The sequence below is a fragment of the Streptomyces neyagawaensis genome, assembly GCF_023516595.1.
Classification (GTDB): domain Bacteria; phylum Actinomycetota; class Actinomycetes; order Streptomycetales; family Streptomycetaceae; genus Streptomyces; species Streptomyces neyagawaensis.
Map to the genome: position 1 here is coordinate 1 of NZ_JAMGBG010000122.1, position 24,275 is coordinate 24,275.

Sequence of the window (24,275 nt, forward strand, 5' to 3'; positions counted from 1 at the left end):
GCCGGGGTGGCGGAGGCGGAAGTCGAGCAGATGGTCGGGTGTTGCGCCCGTGAACGAATAGATCGTCTGGCTGGCGTCGCCGACGACGCACAGGTCGTCCCGGTCGCCGAGCCACAGTTCCAGGAGGCGCTGCTGGAGGGGGCTGACGTCCTGGTACTCGTCGACCACGAAGTGCTGGTACTGGGAGCGGACCTGCTCGGCGATGTCGTGCCGGTCCTGGAGGATGCCGACGGTGAGCAGGAGGACGTCCTCGAAGTCGATGACGGCGCGCTCGCGCTTGAGGTCCTCGTAGGTGGAGTAGATCTGGGCGATCTCGGCCGGGTCGCGGGGGGTTTCCCGGCCGTGCTTGGCGGCTGCGGCGGCGTAGTCGGCGGGGACGGTCTGGGTGACCTTGGACCACTCGATCTCGGCGGCGGCGTCCCGAAGTTCGTTGCGATCGAGACGGATGCGGCAGGCGGCCGCCGCGTCCGCGACGAGGGGGATCTTGCGGTCGACGATCCTGGGCATCCCACCGCCGACGGCCTTCGGCCAGAAGTACTGGAGCTGGCGCAGGGCAGCGGAGTGGAAGGTGCGGGCCTGGACGCCGGCGGCACCGAGCTGGCGCAGGCGGCCGCGCATCTCCCCGGCGGCGCGGGCGGTGAAGGTGACGGCGAGCACGCTGGCGGGCTGGAGCATCCCCGCCCGCACGCCGTAGGCGATGCGGTGGGTGATGGCGCGGGTCTTGCCCGTGCCGGCTCCCGCCAGGACGCACACCGGCCCGTGCAGGGCGGTGGCCACCGCGCGCTGCTCGGGGTCGAGCCCTTCGAGCACCGCGTCGGCCGAGTCGGGGACCCGCGGGAAGAGGGTGGAGTGCGTTGCTGCTGTCACACGGCCATGCTGCCAGGTCGCCGGAGACGGCTGCGCCGGTTGTCCACAGGCAGGCCCTCGCAGTCGTACTAATGCGGCAGGCGCCCCCTTGGTGGTGGACGCCACCCTCCCGCGGGGAATGGCGGGCCCGTGGCGTACGTTCCACTCACTGCTACGAGCACCCCTCATACCGTGAAGGAGCGCCAGGGACATGGCGGGCACTGTGACGATGTACAGCACCACGTGGTGCGGCTACTGCCGTCGGCTGAAGAGCCAGATGGACCGCGAGGGCATCACGTACACCGAGATCAACATCGAGCAGGACCCGGAGTCCGCGGCGTTCGTGGAGAAGGCGAACGGCGGGAACCAGACCGTTCCCACCGTCCTCTTCCCGGACGGTTCGACCCTCACCAACCCCTCGCTGGCGCAGGTCAAGCAGAAGATAGGCGCGTAGTCGCGAGCCCCCGCCCGACCGCACGCCTAGCCGGTGTGCCCCCGGGTCGGCAGGGGCTTGCCGTACCAGAGTTCGATCAGCCGGGCCGCGATCGAGATGCCGTAGGGAGCCAGCACCTCCCCGGACTCGAACGCGGCCCGCAGCTCTTCCCGGGAGAACCAACGCGCCTCGTGGATCTCGTCGCCGTCCACGTCTATGTCCGTGGAGGTGGCGCGGGCCATGAAGCCGAGCATGAGGCTGGAGGGGAAGGGCCACGGCTGACTGGCGATGTACTCGACCTGGCCGACGGTGATGCCGACCTCCTCGTGGACCTCCCGGCGCACGGCCTGCTCGATGGACTCGCCGGGCTCCACGAAGCCCGCGAGGGTCGAGAAGCGGCCCTCGGGCCAGTGCACCTGGCGGCCGAGGAGGAGGCGGTCGTCGTCGTCCGTGACGCCCATGATCACCGCGGGGTCGGTCCGCGGGTAGTGCTCGGCGCCGCAGGCCGGGCAGCGGCGGATGTGACCGGCGGCCGCGATGACCGTGCGCTCGCCGCAGCGGGAGCAGAAGCGGTGGGTGCGCTGCCAGTTCTCCAGACCGACCGCGTGCACCATGAGTCCGGTGTCGCGCGGCGACAGCAGCATGCCCGCCTCACGCAGGCCGGCCGGTCGGGCCGACTGGTCCATGCGTCCGGGCAGCGAGTCCTTCTGCAGTGCGAAGTAGCTCACACCGTCGGCGTCGGTGCCCAGGAAGTAGCGGTGCGCCTCGGTGAGCGGTGCCTCGAAGGACGGGGTCATGACGAGTTCGGTGGTGCCGTCCGGCGTCTCGTCGATGAGGACCTGACCGCCGGAGACCACGAAGCAGCGGGTGGTGGGGTGGCTCCAGGCCGCCGCGAGCCAGGCCTCGTCGAGGCGGTGGTGGGCCGCCCGGTCGATGCCGCTCGGGGCGGTGAGCGCGATGGGTCGATCGGCGGTGTGGTCGGTCCAGGTCGTCACGGGTGCTTCCAACTCCCCCGGTGGAACGGTCGGGTTCGGGCGGGCGGTTCGGGCGGGGCGTACGGCGGGCGGGTGCGCTGGGACGTGGGGCCGCGTGGGGGGCTTCTTCAGTGTGCCTCGTGGGAGCCGACGGCCAGCTCGCTCCAGAGGTATGCGCTGGTCTCGACGCCTTTGAGGAGCAGGTCCAGTTCGACCTTCTCGTCGGGGGCGTGCCAGCCGTCGGAGGGGACGGAGATGCCGAGGAAGAGCACGGGTGCGTCGAGGACTTCCTGGAGGTCCGCGGCGGGTCCTGAGCCGCCCTCGCGGGTGTAGCGGATCGGCTGCTGGAAGGCGCGGCCCATGGCGCGCACCAGGGATCGCAGGGCCGGGTGGTCCAGGGGCGTCAGGCAGGGCCGGGTGGCCCCGCTGAAGGCGATCTCGTGGCGGATGCCGGCGGGGACGCGTTCGGCGGCCCAGGCGGTGACGGCCTTGGCGATGTGGTCGGGGTCCTGGCCCGCGACCAGCCGGAAGGACAGCTTCACCATCGCCGAGGAGGGGATGATCGTCTTGCTGCCGGCGTCCTGGTAGCCGCCGCCGATGCCGTTGACCTCGGCGGTCGGGCGGGCCCAGACGCGCTCCAGGGTGGTGTGTCCGGCTTCTCCGTGTGCCGCCGTCGACCTGGCCGTGCGCAGCCACCGCTCCTCGTCGAAGGGCAGTTCGGCGAAGAGTTCGCGTTCCCGGTCGGTGAGTTCGACGATGCCGTCGTAGAAGCCGGGGATCGCCACGCGCGCGTGCTCGTCGTGCAGGGCGGCGACCAGGCGGGCGACCTCGGTGGCCGGGTTCGGGACGGCGCCGCCGAAGGAACCGGAGTGGATGTCCTGGTCGGGGCCGTACAGCCGGATCTCGCACTCGGCGAGGCCGCGCATGCCGGTGCACACGGTGGGGGTGTCCTCGGACCACATGCCGGTGTCGGAGACGACCACCGCGTCGGCGGCGAGCCGCTCGGCGTGCTCCTCGACGAGGGCCCGGAAGTGCGGGGAGCCCGACTCCTCCTCGCCCTCGACGATCATCTTGAGGTGGACGGCGGGGGTGCTGCGGCCGGTGGCGGCGAGGTGGGCGCGGACGCCGAGTGTGTGGAAGAACACCTGCCCCTTGTCGTCGGCCGCCCCGCGCGCGTGGAGGCGGTTTCCCCGGATGACGGGCTCGAACGGCTCGCTGTTCCAGCCGTCCTCGCGGGCGGCGGGCTGCACGTCGTGGTGGCCGTAGACCAGGACGGTGGGGGCGTCGGGGTCCTCGGAGGGCCATTCGGCGAAGACTGCGGGGGCTCCCGGTGTCTCCCAGACCTCGGCGACGGGGAAGCCGGTCTCCCGCAGCTTGGCGGCCAGCCAGTCGGCGCTGCGGCGTACGTCCGTCGCGTGCTCGGGCTGCGCCGACACCGACGGGATGCGCAGCCATTCCACGAGGTCGTCGAGGAAGGCGGCACGGTGGTTCTCGATGTACGTACGGACGGCGCTGTCCGGGGTCTCGCTCATGCCGACGAGACTATCGGCCCGCACCGGCGTACTCGTCCGGCGGTTCGTCCCCGAACGCCCCCGGGGCCCCCTCCGCCCACGCGGGGGCCTCGGAGCCCGGCTCCTCCAGAAGCAGCCGTTCCAACGCCTCCCGGTCGGGCAGGTCCTCCGGTCGTACGACGTCACCCGTACGTACGTACAGGAATGCGGCCCCCACGGACTCCAGGGGCACGCCCCGCTGCTCGGCCCAGGCGAGGCGGTACAGCGCGAGCTGGAGGGGGTCGGCGGTGCGGGCGCGGCTGGTCTTCCAGTCGACGATCTCGTACCTCGTCGTCCCGTCGCCGTCGGTGTCCCGGTACACGGCGTCGATGCGGCCGCGCACGACGCGTCCGGCGATCCCGAGCTGGAAGGGCGCTTCCACGCGGTACGGCGTGCGCTGGGCGTACGGGGTGCGTTCGAAGGCTTCCTTCAGGGCCTCCAGATCCCGTTCGTCGGCGATCTCGGCCTCGCTGCCGGGCAGGTCCTCCGGCTCCAGCATGGGCAGCCGCAGTTCTTCGAAGCGAGCCTCCACCCACGCGTGGAAGCGGGTGCCACGGCGCGCGGCGGGCTGCGGGGGACGTGGCATGGGGCGTGCGAGTTCCTGGGCGAAGCCGTCGGGGTCGGCGGCCAGGCGCACCAGCTGCGACGCCGTCAACGACGCCGGCAGGGGCACCTCGGTGACCTTCGCGCGGGCGCGCAGGAGCTCTCCGGTGAGGGCGTCGAGATCGCGGTCCCAGGAGGCGATGGTGCGTGCCTCCTCGGGCGTCAGGTCGTCCTCGGCGGGGTGTCTGCGGGCGTGCGGCACCGAGGGCGTGCGTGTGCCGTGGCCGGGAGGTGGGGGTGGCGGTAGGGGTGGGGTCTCGGTGGGGCGGGCCGTCGTCCAGGAGTCCCAGTCGGCGGCGTCCTCTTCGGCAAACCCGTCCCCCGGAAGGTCCTCGGGGAGGTGGTCCGGGTGGTCGTCGTCCAGGTGTTCGTCGTCCGGCGGAGGCGGCCACTCCGGGTCCTCGTAGGCGTACGGGTCGTCGGCACCGTCCGAGTGGGTGCCCTCGGGGGCGGAGGTGCGCTCCAGGTGGGCCAGGACGGTCTCGGCGGCCGCGCGGCGGCGGGCCAGGGCCGTGCCGTCCAGCGGGAGCGGCCAGGCGTGGTCGGCGGACGCCTCGCGCAGGGCCGGGTTCTCGGCGCCCTCCTCGGGTGCGTCGGCCCACACCTCGATCTCACCGAACCCGGCGGCGCAGTGGTCGTGAAGGGCCGTCAGGAAGTCGGACGGGCCGCGCGGGCGCTTCTGGGAGGGGCCCCACCAGTGGCCGGAGCCGAGGAGCAGGGACCGGGGCCGGGTGAACGTCACATAGCCGAGGCGGAGTTCCTCGGTGTGCTGGTGGTCCTTCATGGCCTCGTGGAAGGCCTTCAGGCCGCGTGAGTCCCAGGACTCCACGTCGGGGAGGGTGTCGGCGTCGCCGCGCAGTTCGTGCGGCAGGACCCTGCCCTGGGCGGTCCACTTCTCGCGGCCCTGGGTGCTGGGGAAGGTCCCGGTGACGAGGCCGGGAACGGCGACGACGTCCCACTCCAGCCCTTTGGACTTGTGAGCGGTGAGCACCTTGACGGTGTTCTCGCCGCCAGGAAGGGCGTTGTCGAGGCCCTTCTCGTACTGGGCGGCCGTGCGTAGGAAGCCGAGGAAGGCGAGCAGGGTGGCCTCGCCCTCGCTGTTGGCGGCGAAGGAGGCGGCGATGTCGAGGAAGTTGGAGAGGGTCTCGCGGCGACGGGCGGCGAGGGCGTGCGGGGAGGCCGAGAGTTCGACTTCGAGGCCGGTGACGGCGAGCACCCGGTGGAGGACGTCCATGAGCGGGTCGGCGAGCGAGCGGCGCAGGTCGCGCAGTTCGGCGGCGAGGCGGGCGAACCGTACGCGCGCGTCGGGCGAGAAGGGCAGCCCGTCGTCCTCGCCCTCCGCTTCGAGGGGCAGTTCGAGGAAGGTGTCGAGTGCGTCGGCCAGCGAGATCACCTCAGCGGGGTCGACGCCCTCGACGGCGGCGGCGAGCCGGCGGTCGGGGTCGTCGTCGGCGCCCACACGCGCGTGCGACACGAGAAGCCTGGCCCGGCGTCCCAGGAGGGCGAGGTCGCGGGGGCCGATGCGCCAGCGCGGGCCGGTGAGCAGGCGGACCAGGGAGGCGTTGGCACCGGGGTCCTGGAGGACCTCGCAGACGGCGACGAGGTCGGCCACCTCGGGGAGGTGGAGCAGCCCGGAGAGACCGACGACCTCGACCGGGATGTCACGGGCGACGAGCGCGCCCTGAATGTCGGCGAAGTCGGTGGCCGTGCGGCACAGGACCGCGATCTCGCCCGGTTCCTTGCCGGTGCGGACGAGGTGGGCGATCGAGTCGGCGATCCAGTCGAGCTCCTCGGCGTGGGTCGGCAGCAGCGCACAGCGGACCAGGCCGTCGCGCTCGGCTCCCGGGGCGGGCCTGAGGGCCTCCACGCCCGCGTGCATCGCGCGCAGGGGCTCCGCGAGGCCGTTGGCGAGGTCGAGGAGACGGCCCCCGCTGCGGCGGTTCTCGCTGAGCGCCTGGCGGGTCGCGGGGCGGCCGTCGGAGTGGGCGAAGTGCTCGGGGAAGTCGTCGAGGTTGGCGACGGAGGCACCCCGCCAGCCGTAGATGGCCTGGCAGGGGTCGCCGACGGCGGTCACCGGGTGACCGCTGCCACCGCCGAACAGGCCCGCGAGCAGCACGCGTTGGGCCACGGAGGTGTCCTGGTACTCGTCGAGCAGGACCACCCGGAACTCGTCCCGCAGCAGGCGGCCGACCTCGGGCAGCCGGCCGAGACCGGCCGACAGGGCGATCTGGTCGCCGAAGTCGAGGAGGTCCCGTTCGCGCTTGGCGGCTCGGTAGCGGCCGACCAGCTCCGCGAGTTCCCGGCGGGCGGCGGCCGCCTCGGGGACCTTGCGGAGGTCCGCGTTGGAGAGCTTGGCGCTCTCCAGGTCGCGCAGCAGCTCGGCGTCGTACGCGCGCAGTTCCTCGGGGCGTACGAGGTGTTCGGCGAGTTCGGAGTCGAGCGCGAGGAGGTCGCTGACGAGGTCGGGGAAGGAGCGGGTGAGCGCCGGGTAGGGGCCCGGGGACTCCCGGAGCACGCGCGCGGCGAGCTGGTAGCGGGTGGCGTCGGCGAGGAGGCGGGAGGTGGGCTCCAGTCCGATGCGCAGCCCGTGATCGGTGAGGAGCCGGCCCGCGAAGGCATGGTACGTGGAGATGACGGGCTCGCCCGGGGGGTTGTCGGGGTCGATCACGTCGGGGTCGGTGATGCCCGCCTTGACCAGGGCCTTGCGCACCCGCTCGGCGAGTTCGCCGGCCGCCTTGTTGGTGAAGGTCAGGCCGAGCACCTGTTCGGGGGCGACCTGTCCGGTGCCGACCAGCCACACCACGCGCGCGGCCATCACCGTGGTCTTGCCGGAGCCGGCTCCGGCCACGATCACCTGCGGGGCGGGCGGCGCGATGATGCAGGCCGTCTGCTCCGGGGTGAACGGGATGCCCAGGAGCTCCTTGAGCTGCTCGGGATCAGTGATACGGGCGGACACCCCAGAGAGGCTAGCGGCGGCCACTGACAGCGGACGCCGGGTCATCGTCCCGGCGGGGACAGGCGCTGGTCAGTGGGGGTGGTGCTGTGGATCACGTCGGTCACTCGACCACGTGACGGCCCTCCGGGCGGGCACTGCAGGATGCACGGAAAGCGCAGTGTGCACAGTGTTGTCCGGCGGTCGGGGAGAAGCGCTCGTCGAGGACCTTGCCGGCGGCGTTGGCGAGGAGTCCGCCGACCCAGTCGCCCTCCAGGGGTCCCTGAGCCTGCACCTTGGGAAGCGTCTCGCCGCCGTTCTTCTTGGCGGCACCCTGCCGCAACTGGACGAGTTCGGCGCCGCCCGGTTCGGGCCGTGTGCCGCCGAAGGGCTCGTCGACGGCCCCCTCGCGGACCGCGAGCTGGTAGACGGCGAGCTGGGGGTGGCGTTCGACCTCTGCGGCGGTCGGCGCCTGTTTGCCGGTCTTGAAGTCGACCACGTAGGCGCGGCCTTCGGCGTCGGTCTCGACACGGTCCATGGATCCCCGGATGCGCACCTCGTAGTCACCCGCTTCCAGGGTCACGTCGAAGTCCTGCTCGCTGGCCACGGGGGTTCGTCCGGCGCGCAGCCCGTTCGAGTCGACGTGCCAGGTCAGGAAGCGTTCGAGCGCCACGCGCGCGTGCTGCTTCTCCTGGTCGGACTTCCAGGGCGCGTCGAAGGCGAGCGCGTTCCACACGGAGTCGAGGCGCTCCATGAGGACGTCGAGGTCGGCGGGGGTGCGTCCGGAGGCGACCTCGTCCGCGAGGACGTGCACGACGTTGCCGAAGCCCTGGGCGGCGGTCGCGGGCGCGTCGGCCTTCACCTCGCGCCCCAGGAACCATTGCAGGGCGCAGGTGTTGGCGAGCTGGTCGAGGGCGCTGCCGGACAGCACGACGGGCTGGTCGCGGTTCCTGAGCGGGACCTTGCTCTCGGTGGGTTCGAACATGCCCCACCAGCGGTACGGGTGCGCCGACGGCACCAGGGGACGGCCGTCCTCGTCGCTCAGGGCGGCGAGCCTGGCCAGTCGCCGGGCGGCTGCCTCACGCAGCGCGTCCGACACCCGCGGGTCGACCGTCGTGGCGCGCAGTTCGGCCACGAGGGCGGCCACGGAGAGCGGGCGGCGGGGGCGGCCGGTGACGTCCTTGGGTTCCACGCCGAGTTCGGCGAGGAAGCGGGAGGGCTGGTCGCCGTCGTCGGCGGGGGCCTTCACCGCGGTGACGACGAGGCGTTCACGCGCGCGCGTGGTGGCCACGTAGAACAGACGCCGCTCCTCGGCGAGCAGCGCTCCCGGGGTGAGCGGTTCGGCGAGGCCGTCGCGGCCGATGCGGTCGGCCTCCAGGAGTGAGCCACGGCGGCGCAGGTCCGGCCAGAGTCCCTCCTGGACGCCCGCGACGACGACCAGGCGCCACTGGAGGCCCTTGGAGCGGTGCGCGGTCATCAGGCGCACGGCGTCGGGGCGCACCGCCCTGCCGGTGAGCGTGTCGGCGGCGATGTCCTCGGCCTCGATCTCCGCGAGGAAGTTGAGCGCGCCGAGACCTCCGGTGCGTTCCTCCGCACGGGCCGCGGTGGCGAACAGCGCGCACACGGCGTCGAGGTCCCGATCCGCGTTGCGTCCGGCCGCGCCGCCGCGCCGGGCGGCCCGCTCCAGGCGCCTGGGCCACGGCGTGCCGTCCCACAGGTCCCACAGGGCCTCCTCGGCCGTGCCGCCGCCGGCGAGGCGCTCCCGCGCCTTCCGCAGCAGCGCGCCGAGGCGTTGCGCGCCCCGCGCGTACACGGGGTCGTGGGCGACCAGTCGCTCCGGTTCGGCCAGGGCGCGGGCCAGCAGCTCGTCCGAGGGCGGCGGTACGGGGTTGCCGCCGGCCCGCTCCTCCTCACGCAGGGCCCGGCCCAGCCGCCGCAGGTCGGCGGTGTCCATACCGGCGAGGGGGGAGGCGAGAAGGGTGAGCGCGGTCTCGGTGTCCAGCCAGCACGAGTCCGGCCCGGAGTCGCCGGACGGCTCGCCGGGCTCCGCCGCCGGACCACCATCGGGGTCGTGGTCCGCCTCCGGCGCCGGACCGGCGTCGGGCTCGTAGCCCCCCTCCGTCGCCCCGCCTGTTCCGGTCTCCTCGGCCCTCGCGTCCTCTTCGGCCCTCACGTCCTCCTCGTCCGTCGCGCCCGCCTCGGGAATCATCGGCGCCTGTGCCTCCGTCGAGCCGGTGTCCCCCAGCTCCGCTCGGGCGACCGCTCGCAGGGCCGTCAGGAGGGGCTGTACGGCTGGCTCGTGGCGGAGCGGCAGGTCGTCGCCGTCGATCTCCAGGGGTACGCCCGCTGCCGTGAGGGCGCGTCGCATCGACGGGATCGTGCGGGCACCCGCGCGTACCAGGACGGCCATCTCGCCCCAGGGGACGCCGTCCTCCAGATGGGCCCGGCGCAGGACGTCCGCGATGTTGTCCAGTTCGGTGCCCGGCGTGGGGTACGTGTAGACCTCGACTCGGCCGCCGTCCCGTACCGGTCGGAGCTCGCGGTGGGCCCGTACCTTCTCCGCCGGGAGGCGGGTGAGCGGCATGCGCTGCGTGAGCAGTCGGGTGGCCGCGAGCAGATCGGCCCCCGAGCGGCGGGAGGTCCGGAGGACGGCGACCGGCGCGGGGCGGCCGTCCGTGCGGGGGAAAGCGGCCGGGAAGTCCAGGATGCCGTTCACGTCGGCGCCCCGGAACGTGTAGATCGACTGGTCGGGGTCGCCGAGGGCGACCAGGGTGCGGCCGCCGCCCGCGAGGGCCCTCAGCAGCCGTACCTGAGCCGGATCGGTGTCCTGGTACTCGTCGACGTAGACCGCGTCGTACTGCCCGGCCAGCTGCTCGGCGACGCCGGGACGGCCGGCGAGGAGCACCGCGCGGTGGACGAGTTCCGCGTAGTCGAGGACCCCTTGCAGGTCGAGGACGTCGAGGTACTCGGCGAGGAAGGCGGAGGCGGCGCGCCAGTCGGGACGGCCGATGCGGTCGGCGAAGGCCCTCAGGTCGGCGGGGGCCAGGCCCAGCTCACGGCTGCGCGCGAGGACCGCGCGGACCTCGTCGGCGAACCCGCGCGTGGTGAGGCAGGCGCGCAGCTCGTCCGGCCAGCGCACATGCGCGAGGCCGAGGCGTTCGAGGTGGGGCTGTCCCGCGAGCAGCTCACGTACGGCGACATCCTGCTCGGGACCGGACAGCAGACGCAGCGGTTCGACGAACAGGTCGCTGTCCTGGTGGGCGCGGACCAGGGCGTAGCAGAACGAATGGAACGTGGTGGCCCGCGGGGCACGCGCGGCGCCCATGCGCAGCGCCATGCGGTCGCGCAGTTCGACGGCCGCCTTGCGGCTGAAGGTCAGGACGAGGACCCGCTCGGGGTCGGTTCCGCGGCCGATGCGGGCCGCCACGGACTCGACGAGGGTGGTCGTCTTTCCGGTACCCGGACCTGCGAGAACGAGCATGGGGCCCGTCTCGTGGTCAACCACGGCGGCCTGCTCGGCGTCCAGATGAGGGGGACTCGATCGGACCGGTGGGGTACGCACCAGTCGGTAAGCGCCACGGCTCCCCTGTCGCACCTGGGTGTGCGACAGGCGCCTGGTGGAGGAAGAGGAGCTCACGTGGTTCGCCGGTCCTGGTGGGTGTGCTGGTTGCCCTGCCCCTGCTCGTGGAGAGCGGTGGCCGCGGGGTGAGGGGGACACGTGCAGCCGACGCTACGCCGACGAGTGGTGCGGAAGCGCAGCTTCCGCTTGTTCCCTCCCGACTCACGCGGCCCGTGCGTCCCTCGCCCCCCGAACGTACGGCATGCCACCGACGTGCCCCGCTTCCCCCGTACGGGGGCGCCTCGGCGGCCGTCCGACGCGGAATGCCGTCAGGTGTGATCTTCCGCGCGTTCGCCGCCGTCCCGGCCGGTGCGTTCGCCGCCGTCCCAGCGCGCCCGTTTCATGTCGAGGCGCGGCACATGGCCCTCGGCGGCGCGGCTCGCCTCGCGCAGGGGCGTGCCCTCCGTCCGGTAGTGACCCAGCGCTCTCAGCTCATGGCCGGGCAGCAGATGGCCGTCCGCGCGGACCACCCGCCACCACGGCACGGCACCCCCGTAGAGGGCCATCACGCGGCCCACCTGGCGCGGGCCGCCCTCCCCCAGCCACTCGGCGACGTCCCCGTACGTCATGACCCGCCCGGGCGGGATCAGCTCGGCGACCTCGAGGACCCGCTCCGCGTACTCCGGCAGGGCGTCCGCCGGAAGGCTCTCCTCGCTCATCCGGCCCATCCTGCCCCACCCCACCGACAATGGGACGTGGTGGCCGACGCGTGCGTCCCTCGCTCCGAGGACGGTCTTCGGGCAGACTGTGCGCCCCCGCATTGCACCCTGATGCCCCTGTGTGCCCACCCGGCATGCCACCATCGTGCGGGCGGTGACTGGTGATACGAGACCAAGAAGAGACGATGAAGCAGCAGAGTGTGCACCCCGATGACGCGGCGGGCACCTCTGACGCCTCGTCGCGCCCGGATGCCGCCGACGGGGACGACAAGGGCGCCGGAACCGCCGACCCGAAGGAACCGGCGAACACCCCGTCCGCGGAGACATCGTCCTCCGTCGCGGCGCACGACGACCGGCTCGACGACACGTCGCCGCAGGCGGGGCCTGCCGCTGACCTCCCGGACGAGGGGCACACCGAAGCGGTCGAGGGCGACGAACCACTGCTCCCCGCGCGCGTGCACCGCCCCTCGGACCTCATGCGGCTGTCGGTCGGCATCCTCGGGATCGTCGTCCTGCTGGCGATCGCCGCGTTCGCGCACGGCACCACCGCCGGCCTCGAACAGGACATCAACAAGGGCACGGGCCAGGCACCCGACCTGATGATCAAGCTCGCGGGCCTGGGGTCGAGCATCGCGATCCTGCTGGTCCCGGTCGCCTTCGCGATCGAGCGCCTGGTCAAGCGGGACGGGCTGCGCATCGCGGACGGTGTGCTCGCGGCGGTCCTGGCGCACGGGGTGACCCTGGCGACGGACCTGTGGGTCGCCCGTACCGCCCCGGACTCGATCCAGGAGGCGCTGACCCAGCCCTCCCCCGGCGACATCCACGCCCTCACGGACCCTGTCCACGGCTATCTCGCGCCGGTCATCGCCTATATGACGGCCGTGGGCATGTCCCGCAGACCCCGCTGGCGCGCGGTGCTGTGGATCGTGCTGCTGCTGGACACGTTCTCCATGCTCGTCGCCGGCTACACGACGCCGTTCTCGATCATCCTGACGGTGCTCATCGGCTGGACGGTCGCCTACGGGACGCTCTACGCCGTCGGCTCGCCGAACGTGCGCCCCACCGGCCGGACCCTGATGGCGGGCCTCCGGCGGGTCGGCTTCAAGCCGGTCAGCGCCGCCCGAGAGGAGGCCTCGGACACCACGGAGGGCGGCGACCGTGGCCGCCGGTACTTCGTGACGCTGGAGGACGGCCCACCCCTCGACGTCACCGTCGTCGACCGGGAGCAGCAGGCACAGGGCTTCTTCTACCGCGTCTGGCGGCGTCTGACCCTGCGCGGCATCACCACGCGCCGCAGCCTGCAGTCCCTGCGCCAGGCCCTGGAGCAGGAGGCACTCCTGGCGTACGCGGCCATCGCGGCCGGCGCCAACGCCCCCAAGCTGATCGCGACCTCCGAACTCGGACCGGACGCGGTGATGCTCGTCTACGAGCACACCGGCGGACGCACCCTGGACTCGCTGTCGGACGACGAGGTCACCGACGCACTGCTGCACGACACCTGGGCACAGGTGAAGGCCCTGCAGTCACGCCGCATCGCGCACCGCAGGCTGGTGGGCGACGCGATTCTGGTGGATCGTTCCGGCACGGTGATCCTGACCGATCTGCGCGTCGGTGAGATCGCGGCCGGCGATCTGGTGCTCCGCATGGACGTCTCCCAGCTTCTGACCACGCTCGGGCTCCGGGTGGGCGCCGAGCGGGCGGTGGCGTCGGCGGTGAGCGTCCTCGGCCCCGACGCGGTGGCCGACTGCCTGCCGATGCTGCAGCCCATCGCGTTGTCCCGCTCCACGCGCGCGACGCTGCGCAGACTGGCACGGGAGCGGGCGGAGCGCGAGCGCGAGGCGGTGCTGGAGGCCTCCCAGCTGGCCAAGCAGGCCCGCGCGGAGGAGCACAAGGAGACCGAGGCGGGCAAGACCGCCAAGAAGGCCGTACGAGCCGAGCAGCGGGCGGAGAAGCGGGCCATCGACGAGGCCCTGGAAGAGGCCCGCGAGGAGGACCTCCTCACCCAGATCCGCCACCAGGTGCTGCTCATCAGGCCGCAGGCGCCCGTCGAACCGGCCCGCCTGGAACGGGTCCGGCCCCGCACCTTGATCAGTTTCATCGCCGGCGCCATTGGCGCGTACTTCCTGTTGACGCAGCTCACCCACATCGAGTTCGGGCCGCTCATCAAGAACGCGGAGTGGGGCTGGGTCGCCGCGGCGGTGTTCTTCTCCGCGCTGAGCTATGTGGCCGCCGCGATGAGCCTGCTGGGCTTCGTACCGGAGCGGGTGCCGTTCCTCCGCACGGTGGCCGCGCAGGTCGCCGGGTCGTTCGTGAAGATCGTCGCCCCGGCGGCGGTGGGCGGTGTGGCGCTCAACACGCGCTTCCTGCAGAGGGCGGGGGTACGACCGGGTCTCGCGGTGGCCAGTGTCGGCGCCTCGCAGCTGTTCGGGCTGGGCTGCCACATCCTGATGCTGCTGGCCTTCGGCTATCTCACCGGAACCGAGAAGACGCCGTCCCTGTCGCCGTCTCGCACGGTCATCGCGGGCCTGTTGACGGTCGCGGTGCTCGTCCTGGTGGTGACGTCGATCCCGTTCCTGCGGAAGTTCGTCGTCACGCGCGTGCGGTCGCTGTTCGCCGGTGTCGTCCCGCGCATGCTCGACGTGCTGCAGCGGCCGCAGAAGCTGGTCACCGGCATCGGCGGCATGCTGCTCCTCACCGGCTGCTTCGTGATGTGCCTGGATGCCTCGATCCGCGCCTTCGGTGACGAGAGCGCCTCGATCAGCATCGCCAGCGTCGCGGTCGTCTTCCTCGCGGGCAACGCGCTGGGCTCGGCGGCGCCGACGCCCGGCGGTGTGGGGGCGGTCGAGGCCACGCTGACGGTCGGTCTCATCGCCGTCGGCCTTCCCAAGGAGGTCGCGGCCCCCGCGGTCCTGCTGTTCCGGCTCCTCACACTGTGGCTGCCCGTACTGCCAGGGTGGCTGGCCTTCAACCAGCTGACACGCAAGGGCGCCCTCTAGAGGGGCGGTGCGCCGCCTCCACGCGCGCGTGGGGGCGGATCGGACCCTCTCACCCGCTCGGCCCGCACCCTCGGGTCCCCTCACCCGCTCGGCCCGTGCCCCGAGCGCACCGCACGGGGCGGCTTCAGGATGAGGGCATGCCCACCTCGCGTCGGCTGCGCGCCGTCACCCTGACCGCCATGGCCGTCGTGCTGTCCTGGTCGGCGGCGGGCTGCGGCGGCGAGGCCACGGGCAAGGGCGAGGATCTGACGACGCAGAAACTGGACTGGAAGGACTGCCCGGCGCCCTCGACGTCCGAGGGCGGCGGCCCCGCCCCCTCGCCCCTGCCGGACGGCACCCCCTGGCAGTGCGCGACCATGAAGGCTCCTCTCGACTGGGACGACCCCAAGGGCGACACGATCGACATCGCGCTGATCCGGGCGCGGTCGAGCGGCGACCGGGACCGGCGGATCGGCTCGCTCGTCTTCAACTTCGGCGGCCCCGGGGGCTCGGGCGTCAAGGGGCTGCCCGCCTTCGCCGACGACTTCGCCGCACTGCGCACCCGCTACGACCTGGTCAGCTTCGATCCGCGGGGAGTCGGTCGCAGCGCGGGCGTCGAGTGCGAGGACGACGAGGAACTCGACGAGTACTTCCAGCAGGACCAGACACCGGACGACGCGTCCGAACGGAAGGAACTCCTTGACAGCACGAAGACGTTCAACGCGGCCTGCGAGGACAACTCCCGCAAGACCCTCCCGCACGTCGGCACCCCGGACGCCGCGCGCGACCTGGACCTGATGCGCGAGGTCCTGGGCGACGACAAACTGCACTACTTCGGCATCTCCTACGGCACCGAACTCGGCGGTGTCTACGCCCACCTGTTCCCCAAGAACGTGGGCCGGGCCGTGTTCGACGCGGTCGTCGACCCGACACAGACACCGGAACAGAGCAGCCTCGGACAGGCCAAAGGCTTCCAGCTCGCGCTCGACAACTTCGCCAAAAACTGTGTGTCGAAGGCGGAAGGGTGCCCTGTCGGGGACACCGCGCAGGACGTCAAGGACCGCATCACGACGCTCCTCGACGACCTCGACCGCAAGCCGATCCCCGGTGCCTTCCCCCGCGACCTGACGGAGTCCACCGCCACCACCGGGATCGCGCAGGCCCTGTACTCCCAGGACCTCTGGCCCCTCCTCACCGAAGGGCTGCAACAGGCGTACGACGGGGACGGCCGGCTTCTGACGCTGCTGGCCGACTCGATGAACGGGCGCAACGAGAACGGCGAGTACAGCAACCTGGCTGCGGCGAACGTCGCCATCAGCTGCGCCGACGACAAACAGCGGTACACCACGAAGGACGTCGAGGCGAAGCAGGGCGAGTTCCGGGCCGCCTCCCCCGTCTTCGGTGACTGGCTCGCCTGGTCCATGCTCACCTGCACCGACTGGGCCGTCGCCGGCGCGGCCGACCATCCGGAGGTCAGCGCGCCGGGCTCGGCGCCGATCCTGGTGATCGGCAACACGGGCGATCCGGCGACGCCGTACGAGGGCGCGCGGAAAATGGTGGGGGCGCTCGGGGCGGGAGTCGGTGTCGAGCTGACGTACAAGGGGCAGGGGCACGGGGCGTACGGCAGTGGGAACCGCTGCGTGAAGGCAGCCGTGGACGGCTACCTGCTCACGGGCAAGGTCCCGAAGTCCGGCACGGTCTGCACCTGAAACCGCAGGTCAGAACGTTATCCACAGGCCCCGACGCAAGCCCGACAGTCCGCATACCATGGCATGACTGTCATTCACGACATCCGGCGAGTGGTGTCGTAAGGGGGGATTTGCTCATGGCTCGATGGCTACGGGGAGCGGCTCTGACAACGGCTGCGGTGCTGATCGCCGGCTGCAGTGGAGCTACCGACAGCGGGAAGGGCGAGAGCGCCGGGTCCGCATCAGCGGCCCCCTCACCTTCCGCGGTCCCCGCGCAGAAGCTCGACTGGGGGCGCTGCGAGGCGACGTCGGAGGGTCCGGCGCCCGGCGGCGACTGGCGGTGCGCGACGCTCAAGGTCCCGCTGGACTGGTCGAAGCCGGACGGCGAGACGATCGGGCTGGCGCTGATCCGCAGCGAGGCGACCGGGGACCGGAGCGAAAGACTCGGCTCGCTCCTGTTCAACTTCGGCGGACCGGGCGGCTCGGGGGTCTCCACGATGCCCTCGTACGCCGGTCTCACGAGCGAGCTGCACAAGCGGTACGACCTGGTGAGCTGGGACCCCCGGGGCGTCGGCGGGAGTGAAGGGGTGCGCTGCCGCAGCGACAAGGAGATCCAGGCGGCCGAGTCGGTGGACGCCACTCCGGACGACGCCGCCGAGGAGACGGCCTTCTTCGACGACGCGGCCTCCTTCGGCGCCGGCTGCGAGCGGGCAGCGGGCAAGCTCCTGTCCCATGTGTCGACCGCCGACACCGCCCGTGACATGGACCTCATCCGCCGAGCGGTCGGCGATCGGAAGATGCACTACTTCGGCATCTCGTACGGCACGGAGTTGGGCGGCGTCTACGCCCATCTCTTCCCCGGGAACGTCGGGCGCCTCGTGCTGGACGCGGTCGTCGACCCGACCGCCGACACGGTGGGCCACGCCAAGAACCAGACCCTGGGCTTCCAGCGCGCGCTCGACAACTACCTCGCGTCGACGGGCCAGGACCCGACGAAGGGCACCCGGAAGATCGCGGACCTGCTGGAGCGGATCGACGCCGATCCCCTGCCGACGACGTCCGGACGGGAGCTCACCCAGACCCTGGCGATCACCGGTATCGTCCTGCCGCTCTACAGCGAGCAGAGCTGGCCCGGCCTGACGAGCGCTCTCGACGCGGCGGAGGACGGCGACGGCACGGAGCTGCTGGCGCTCGCCGACGGTTACAACGAGCGGGACCCCTCGGGCCGCTACGGCACGACGACCCACTCGCAACGGGTCATATCGTGCCTGGACCAGAAGCAGCGGCCGACACCTCAGGAGACGAAGACACTGCTGCCCGGGTTCAGGAAGCTCTCGCCCGTGTTCGGCGAGTTCCTGGGCTGGGACACCGCGGGCTGGTGCCACGGCTGGCCGGTACCCGGCCTGGCGGACTCACCGGAGGTGAGCGCGCCCGGGGCCGATCCCGTTCTCGTCGTGGGCAATACCGGGGACCCGGCGACGCCGTACGAGGGCGCCGAGAAGATGGCGCGGGAGCTGGGCGACGACGTCGGTGTGATGCTCACCTGGAAGGGCGAGGGCCACGGGGCGTACGCCAGCGGCAGCAGCTGTGTCGACTCGACGGTGAACGCGTATCTGCTGGCCGGCCGGGTGCCGAAGGACGGAAAGGTCTGCACGTAGTCGTGGCCACCGCGCAAAGGGGCCCGGCACACGCGGTGCCGAGCCCCTCCGGGAAAAGCGTTCGCCCGCCGACGGCGGGCACGGAACTAGTAGACCGGCTTGTCGGGCTCGATCTGGTTGACCCAGCCGATCACGCCGCCGCCCACGTGGACGGCGTCGGAGAAGCCGGCCGACTTGAGGACCGCGAGGACTTCCGCACTGCGGACACCCGTCTTGCAGTGCAGGACGATCTTCTTGTCCTGCGGGAGGCTCTCCAGGGCGGAGCCCATGAGGAACTCGTTCTTCGGGATCAGCCGGGCACCGGGGATCGAGACGATCTCGTACTCGTTGATCTCGCGGACGTCGATGATGTCGATGTTCTCGCCGTCGTCGATCCACTCCTTGAGCTGCTTGGGAGTGATCGTCGAGCCCGCGGCCGCCTCCTGGGCCTCCTCGGAGACGACACCGCAGAAGGCCTCGTAGTCGATGAGCTCGGTGACGGTGGGGTTCTCGCCGCAGACCGCGCAGTTCGGGTCCTTGCGGACCTTGACCTGGCGGTACTGCATCTCGAGGGCGTCATAGATCATCAGTCGGCCGACGAGGGGCTCGCCGGTGCCGGTGAGGACCTTGATGGCCTCGGTGACCTGGATGGAGCCGATGGACGCGCACAGCACACCGAGGACACCGCCCTCGGCGCACGAGGGGACCATGCCCGGCGGCGGGGGCTCCGGGTACAGGCAGCGGTAGCAGGGGCCGTGCTCGGACCAGAAGACGGACGCCTGGCCGTCGAAGCGGTAGATGGAACCCCAGACGTACGGCTTGTTCAGCAGCACGCAGGCGTCGTTGACCAGGTAACGGGTCGCGAAGTTGTCGGTGCCGTCGACGATCAGGTCGTACTGGCTGAAGATGTCCATCACGTTGTCGGCCTCGAGCCGCTCCTCGTGAAGGATCACGTTCACGTACGGGTTGATGCCGAGGACGGAGTCGCGGGCGGACTCGGCCTTGGAGCGGCCGATGTCGGCCTGGCTGTGGATGATCTGACGCTGCAGGTTCGACTCGTCGACCTCGTCGAACTCCACGATGCCGAGCGTCCCGACGCCCGCCGCGGCCAGGTACATCAGCGCCGGCGAGCCCAGGCCGCCGGCGCCCACACAGAGCACCTTGGCGTTCTTCAGCCGCTTCTGCCCGTCCATCCCGACGTCGGGGATGATCAGGTGGCGGGAGTACCTGCGGACCTCATCTACGGTGAGCTCGGAAGCGGGCTCGACCAGGGGTGGCAGCGACACGGGGACTCCGTTGATCGGTCAATCACTACAGTTGTTCTCCGAGTAACACTGCCACGCCCTTTTTCATTCCGAGACACCCGTTCCAACCAGCGAGACAATGTCGTCCCAGTAGCCGGGCAGGGTCGCCCAGGGGTCGGCTCGGCCGTCCCGGTCCGTGCGGTCGGTGAAGTAGATCGTGGAGGCGCCCTGCCAGCGGGCGACGCGCAGCGCCTCGTCGAGGTGGACGCGGGGCACACCGTGGACGAAGTGGCAGAAGCGTTCGGGAGGGTGGTCGGCGGTCCATTCGGCGACCTGGGACCAGCGGTAGTCCCTCCAGGGCCCGGAGAAGGTCACGAGTTGGTCGGCGCTCTCGGCATATCCGGGATGGGGATGGGTGCCGTGGCCGAGCACCATGTGGCCGCCGCCGAGGAGTGCCCGGAGGGTGAGGACGGTGCGGCTGGTCCCGGGGAGTGCGCCGCGCTCGGTGGGACAGCGGTCGAGGAGGTAGCCGTCGACCTGGTACCAGTCGAGGTGGCGGTGGGCGTCGGCGACGATCTCGCCGAAGGGGCGTGCGCCGTGGGCCACGTCGAGGTGGCCGAGGACCCGGACGCCGGCGTTGCGGAGCCGTCCCGCGGCCTCCAGACAGAGCGGGTCGGGGCGGTTGCCGGGGCCGTCGGAGACGTTCAGGACGACCCAGTGCAGAGGGGTCCCGGGGCGGGTGAGTTCGCCCCATTCCAGCGGGGCGACAAGGGGGTGCGCATAGCCGGGGATGCCGAGGCCGGCGCTCAGGCCTGTGCTGGCGGTGCCGGACGGGGTGGAGGTCAGATACGGCATGCGGCCTCCATCCAGATGTCGGCGAGGGACTCCTCCAGATTGATACGGGGCCGCCAGCCGAGCCGGTCGCGGGCGGTGCGGACATCGGCCTGCTGCCAGCTGCCGCAGCCGTCCGGGTAGGGATAGGCGACCGGAGGGGTGTGGTCCGGTTCGGGCCGGGGGTGGCCGATGGTGGGCCTCAGGTGCCCGGGCGGGGTGTCGAGTTCGTGGAGGGCTCCGCCGTAGCCGGCGACACGGGCGAGGACGGCGGCGGCGTCGCGGAGGCGCACGGCCCGGCCGGACCCGATGTTGATCACGCCTTGGGCAGCGGAGAGTGAGGCGGCGTGGACGGCGCGGGCGACGTCTCGGACGTCGACGAAGTCGCGTTGGACGCCGAGGCCGCCGAGTTTGAGTTCGCCGTCCCCGGACTGCATGGCGCGCCGCATGGCTTCGGCAAGGCGGCCGAGCGGCGAGCCGGCGGGGGTGCCGGGCCCAGCGGGTGAGAAGACCCGCAGGACGACGGCGTCCAGACCGGAGCCGAGGACGAGTTCGGTGGCGGCGAGTTTGCTGACACCGTACGGGCCGCCGGGGCGGGGCACGGCGTCCTCGGCGGTGGAGGAGCCGGGCTGGCTGGGGCCGTATTCGGCGCCGCAGCCGATCTGCACCAGGCGGGCCCCGCAGCCGCTGCGGCGGAGGGCCTCGCAGACGGTGGCGACGGCGACGGTGTTGTACCGGGTGAGTTCGCGGGCGCCGCCGCGGGTGGCTCCGGCGCAGTTGATGACGACGCCGGGGTGGACCGCGTCCAGGAAGCGGGTGAGCGCGCCGGGGCTGCCGGTGGCGAGGTCGAACCGTACGTCGGCGTCGTCGCCGCGTCCGAGCGCGGTGAGTTGGACGGCCGGGTCGGCGAGGAGGCGTTCGGCGACGAAGCGGCCGAGGTATCCGTTGGCTCCGATCAGCAGGACCCTCATCGGGCGGCTCCCGGGGCGGACTCTCCGGTTCGGGAGGTGATCATCTGGCGTTCTCCTTATGGGGTGGTGCCGTGGGTGATGAGGTGGTCCCGCGGTGTCGGCCCCGCGGGAGGTGGGGCGCGCGACGGTTGTCCCGCGCGCCGGTGGGGCTCGGTCGCGGGCTGCGGTCTGTGGTGACCGCGCCGTGGACCGTCCGAGGTGGGGTCAGGTCGCCCCCGGCGGGCGGGCGTGGGCCGAGGCCCGGGTGAGGGTGCGGGTGGTGTGCACGAGGAGGAGGAGTGCGGCGGTGCCGCAGACCAGGGCGGGGACGGCGCCCGGTCCCCAGGCGTCGGTGACCGTCCGGACGGGGGCGGCCAGGAAGGAGCAGCCGGGCAGGCGGCTCGCGAAGACGGTGGTGAGGGCGCAGGTCTCGGTCAGCGCCGACGTGCACAGGACGACGGCGGGGGCGTGCGGGAAGCCGTGGACGGTGAGGAGGCGGGCCAGCAGGAGGAGTGCGCCGAGGGCGACCGCCCCCACGGAGACGGCCGGTTCGTCCAGGACTGTGCCGCACAGGGCGAGCAGGGAGACCAGGGCGCACAGATAGAGGGCGAACACCCCGAGCAGCAGGGGCTTCATGGAGTCGGCGAAGTCGGCGAGGCCGCGGCTGGCGCCGAGTTTGCGGCGGGCACGAACCGAGAGGAGGTGGGCGCACCACAGGGCGGGAGCGCAGCTCAGGGCGAGGGCCAGGACGGGTGCGGTGGCCAGGGGCCAGGGACCTTCGGGGCCGTCGGCGAGACCGGCGGCGACCAGTCCGTCACCGAGCAGGGCGTACGCGAGCAGCCAGCAGGTCCAGGTGCCGCTGCGGCCGGTCGTGCCGAGCGGCACCCGGAGCGGGCCGCGGCGGAGGGCGACGCGCAGCCCGAGCGCGACGGCGAGGGCGCCGGCCGCGGCGACGGCGAGGCGGGGTTGGCCGTGGGTGAGCCGTACACCGGCCACGGCCGCCGCGCAGAGGGCGCCCGGGAGGAGGGCGAGGACCGCCCAGCCGCCACCCGGCCCGGACGCGGCGGGCATCGGCCGGCGCTCCGGGGGTGTGTCCGTGTCGCGGGGCACGCGCGCGTACATCTCCTCGGCGAGCGAGAAGACGTCCCGGTGCCGGAAGCGGGCGGCCGTGCGGTCGGTGACCCCGTGGGCCTCCAGCCCGGCGGCGATCTCCAATGGGTCCACGGCACGTTCGCACAGCTCCCGGTGCCGGTGCATCAGGGCTTTCACGGGGTCCACGGCCCCGCGTCCGACGGCGGGCGCGGATGCGGATCCGGGGGAGGCCCGGCCTTCGTCATCAGGACCCGGCTCAGCCGGACCAAACCCGACCAGTTCGTCGGCCCCGTCTCTGGACTCCAGGCCGTCCAACCGCAGCTCGCTCATCGCGCTCCCTCCCCCGCGGGCACGGGTTCACCGGTGGCGGCCGGAGGCGTTCCCGTGGCCCGGACGGGGGTGTCGACGGCCCAGCGGGGGCGGCCGGACACAACCCCGCCGAGACCCGCACTCCCCGCGACACCGGCCACACCCGCCACGCCAGCCACACCCCCCGCCACACCCAGACCGCCCGTCCCCAGCCGTGGCTCGGTCCAGCGGCCGGGGACGTGCGCCTCGGCGGGGGCGCCGAACGGCAGGGGCGCTCCGGTCTCGTCGAGGACGGCCTTCCGTACCGGGGCGTGGGAGACGACCTCCAGGTAGATGCCGCGGAACGCGGCGACGTTCTGCTCGACCGTGAAGAGTTCGAGGGCGCGTGCGCGGGCGGCCGCGCCGAGGCGCGCACGGCGCTCGGGTGCGCGCAGGAGCGCCACGCACGCCTCCGCGAGCGCCTTCGGATTGCGGGGCGGGACGACGAGCCCCGTCCCACCGATGACCTCGACGACCGCGCCTGCATCCGTGGACACCGTCGGTCGTCCGCAGAACATGGCCTCGACGAGGCTGATGGGGAACCCCTCGACGACACTCGACAGGACGACGACGGCGCCCGAGGCGTACGCCTCGGCGACGTCGGGGACGGCGGGGTCGCCGATCTCCTCGAAGGAGACGGGGTTGTCACCGACGGCGTGCACCCCGTCGGCCTCGTCGGGGAAGAGTTGGGCGGCCAGGGCCCTGCAGTGGCCGAGATAGGCGGCCCCCTCGCCGCCCGCGGCCGCTCCGACGATTCTGAGCCGGGCCTTCGGCTCCGCTCTGCGGATCTCGGCGAAGGCGTGCAGCAGGGAGATCAGGTCCTTGGCCGGTTCGACGCGGCCGACCCAGACCAGCGTGTGGGGGTCCGCGCTCTCCGGCGCCTCCTCCACCTCGGCGAAGCGGGACGCCTCCATGCCGGGATAGACCGTGCGGATCTTCGCCCGGTCGGCGCCGCAGCGTTCCTGCCAGCGTCGGGCGTGGGTGTTTCCGGGGGTGAGGCAGGCGGCGCGCCGGTAGACCTCGGCGGTCAGTTGCCGGTGGAAGGCCGCGAGCAGGGCGCGCACCGGCGCGTCACCGGAGGCCCCGAGGTAGTGCGCGCGCAGCGGCACGCCGTACTCGGTGACCAGGAGCGGCACCTCGTGGAAGTGGGCGGCCAGCAGACCGGGCAGCGCGGCCGAGCCGCCGGCCGCGGCGTGGCACAGGTCGACCGAGCCGAGCCCGTCATCCTCGTACCAGTCGAGCGAGAGGGGGCGCAGGGCGCGTTCGAGGTGGGCGGCGACGGTCAGCAGATCCGGTACGCGGGCCTCGCGCGCCGCTCCGAGCGCGCCCGGCGCACGACAGGCGCGTTCGAGCGTGTGGACGGCGGCTTCCGAGCGCAGGGCACCCACCAGTCCGCCCTCGTCGCGGGCCAGCTCGGCAAGCCCGTACAGCGCGTTGCCGAAACGGTCCGCCTGAAGACTGGAGCCGCTCTCAGGGGCTTCTCCCTTTCCGAGGGCTTCTCCCGTTCCGAGAGCTTCGCTCGTCCCGAGGCCTTCTCGCGCTCCGAAGCCTTCTCGCGGCTCGGGCGTCCCGGCGGAGCAGATCACCGACGCCAGTTCGCCGTACGCCTCCGCGAAGCGTCGTCGCACCCGGCGGCCGTGGATCACGCCGTCGTCCTCGGCAGTCCACAGCGGCGCCGTACGGACGCGGCTGACCTGCGGCGGAAGCGGGACCCAGCCCTCGTCCTCCTGTTGCTCGGTACGGCTGAGCGCGTAGACGTCGAACTCATGTCGCTCCAGCCCACGCACGAGTCGGTCGCACCAGAGCCTGGCGTCACCGCTCACATACGGATAGCCACCCTCTGTAAGCAGTCCGATGCGCACGCGTGCACCCCCGATCTCCCGTTTGGGGAGCC

At 72.4% G+C, this 24,275-nt stretch carries 15 protein-coding genes; 4 read left to right on the top strand and 11 right to left on the bottom strand.

Translation table 11 applies throughout. The features are described 5' to 3' along the window. Window positions 1-867: UvrD-helicase domain-containing protein (locus tag M8J73_RS35515; protein ID WP_249829522.1), on the bottom strand; the 867-nt coding region annotated here is incomplete at its 3' end. Between the two features lie 190 nt (window positions 868-1,057). Here M8J73_RS35515 and M8J73_RS35520 point away from each other — a divergent pair. Next, window positions 1,058-1,300 (top strand): mycoredoxin, encoded by a 243-nt coding sequence (locus tag M8J73_RS35520; RefSeq protein ID WP_055519018.1) that lies wholly within the window; start codon window positions 1,058-1,060, stop codon window positions 1,298-1,300. Window positions 1,301-1,326: 26 nt separating this feature from the next. On the opposite strand, the gene nudC is transcribed toward M8J73_RS35520, so the two are convergent. The 5 genes from nudC to M8J73_RS35545 all read right to left on the bottom strand — a co-directional run bounded on the left by nudC (window position 1,327) and on the right by M8J73_RS35545 (window position 11,616). Further along, window positions 1,327-2,274 (bottom strand): NAD(+) diphosphatase, encoded by a 948-nt coding sequence (nudC, locus tag M8J73_RS35525; RefSeq protein WP_055538973.1) that lies wholly within the window; start codon window positions 2,272-2,274, stop codon window positions 1,327-1,329. 107 nt (window positions 2,275-2,381) lie between these two features. Then, entirely contained in the window at window positions 2,382-3,785 is a 1,404-nt protein-coding gene (locus M8J73_RS35530; RefSeq protein ID WP_055541734.1) for a dipeptidase, read from the bottom strand. A gap of 10 nt (window positions 3,786-3,795) precedes the next feature. Then, window positions 3,796-7,362 carry an ATP-dependent helicase gene (locus M8J73_RS35535; RefSeq protein ID WP_249829523.1) on the bottom strand — a complete coding sequence of 1,189 codons (3,567 nt, stop codon included), beginning with the start codon at window positions 7,360-7,362 and terminating at the stop codon, window positions 3,796-3,798. Between the two features lie 100 nt (window positions 7,363-7,462). Then, entirely contained in the window at window positions 7,463-10,975 is a 3,513-nt protein-coding gene (locus tag M8J73_RS35540; RefSeq protein WP_079055130.1) for an ATP-dependent helicase, read from the bottom strand. Window positions 10,976-11,226: 251 nt separating this feature from the next. Continuing rightward, a complete protein-coding gene (locus M8J73_RS35545) occupies window positions 11,227-11,616 on the bottom strand; it encodes an MGMT family protein (protein WP_055541580.1) in 390 nt (129 codons plus the stop codon). Between the two features lie 185 nt (window positions 11,617-11,801). Between M8J73_RS35545 and M8J73_RS35550 the strand changes: the two genes are divergently transcribed. From M8J73_RS35550 to M8J73_RS35560, 3 genes are all read left to right on the top strand, one after another. Beyond that, a complete protein-coding gene (locus tag M8J73_RS35550; RefSeq protein ID WP_249829524.1) occupies window positions 11,802-14,612 on the top strand; it encodes a lysylphosphatidylglycerol synthase transmembrane domain-containing protein in 2,811 nt (936 codons plus the stop codon). 137 nt (window positions 14,613-14,749) lie between these two features. Next, window positions 14,750-16,300 carry an alpha/beta hydrolase gene (locus M8J73_RS35555; RefSeq protein ID WP_055542855.1) on the top strand — a complete coding sequence of 517 codons (1,551 nt, stop codon included), beginning with the start codon at window positions 14,750-14,752 and terminating at the stop codon, window positions 16,298-16,300. Between the two features lie 116 nt (window positions 16,301-16,416). Continuing rightward, window positions 16,417-17,937, top strand: coding sequence for an alpha/beta hydrolase (locus tag M8J73_RS35560; RefSeq protein ID WP_055542854.1), 1,521 nt, complete (start codon window positions 16,417-16,419; stop codon window positions 17,935-17,937). Window positions 17,938-18,023: 86 nt separating this feature from the next. Here M8J73_RS35560 and moeZ read toward each other — a convergent pair whose 3' ends face one another. The 5 genes from moeZ to M8J73_RS35585 form a co-directional block, all read right to left on the bottom strand. Next, the gene (moeZ, locus tag M8J73_RS35565) at window positions 18,024-19,202 is read right to left on the bottom strand and encodes an adenylyltransferase/sulfurtransferase MoeZ (protein ID WP_055514434.1); all 1,179 of its coding nucleotides are present in this window, start codon (window positions 19,200-19,202) and stop codon (window positions 18,024-18,026) included. Window positions 19,203-19,265: 63 nt separating this feature from the next. Continuing rightward, window positions 19,266-20,015, bottom strand: coding sequence for a spherulation-specific family 4 protein (locus tag M8J73_RS35570; RefSeq protein WP_249829525.1), 750 nt, complete (start codon window positions 20,013-20,015; stop codon window positions 19,266-19,268). Next, window positions 20,003-20,962 (bottom strand): NAD-dependent epimerase/dehydratase family protein, encoded by a 960-nt coding sequence (locus M8J73_RS35575; RefSeq protein WP_249829526.1) that lies wholly within the window; start codon window positions 20,960-20,962, stop codon window positions 20,003-20,005. The genes M8J73_RS35570 and M8J73_RS35575 overlap by 13 nt, the downstream gene beginning before the upstream one ends. A 204-nt stretch (window positions 20,963-21,166) precedes the next feature. Further along, window positions 21,167-22,198, bottom strand: a complete 1,032-nt coding sequence (locus tag M8J73_RS35580; protein WP_055542438.1) for a hypothetical protein — start codon at window positions 22,196-22,198, stop codon at window positions 21,167-21,169. A gap of 161 nt (window positions 22,199-22,359) precedes the next feature. Further along, window positions 22,360-24,243 (bottom strand): DUF3492 domain-containing protein, encoded by a 1,884-nt coding sequence (locus M8J73_RS35585; protein WP_055542437.1) that lies wholly within the window; start codon window positions 24,241-24,243, stop codon window positions 22,360-22,362. Between the last annotated feature and the right edge of the window lie 32 nt (window positions 24,244-24,275).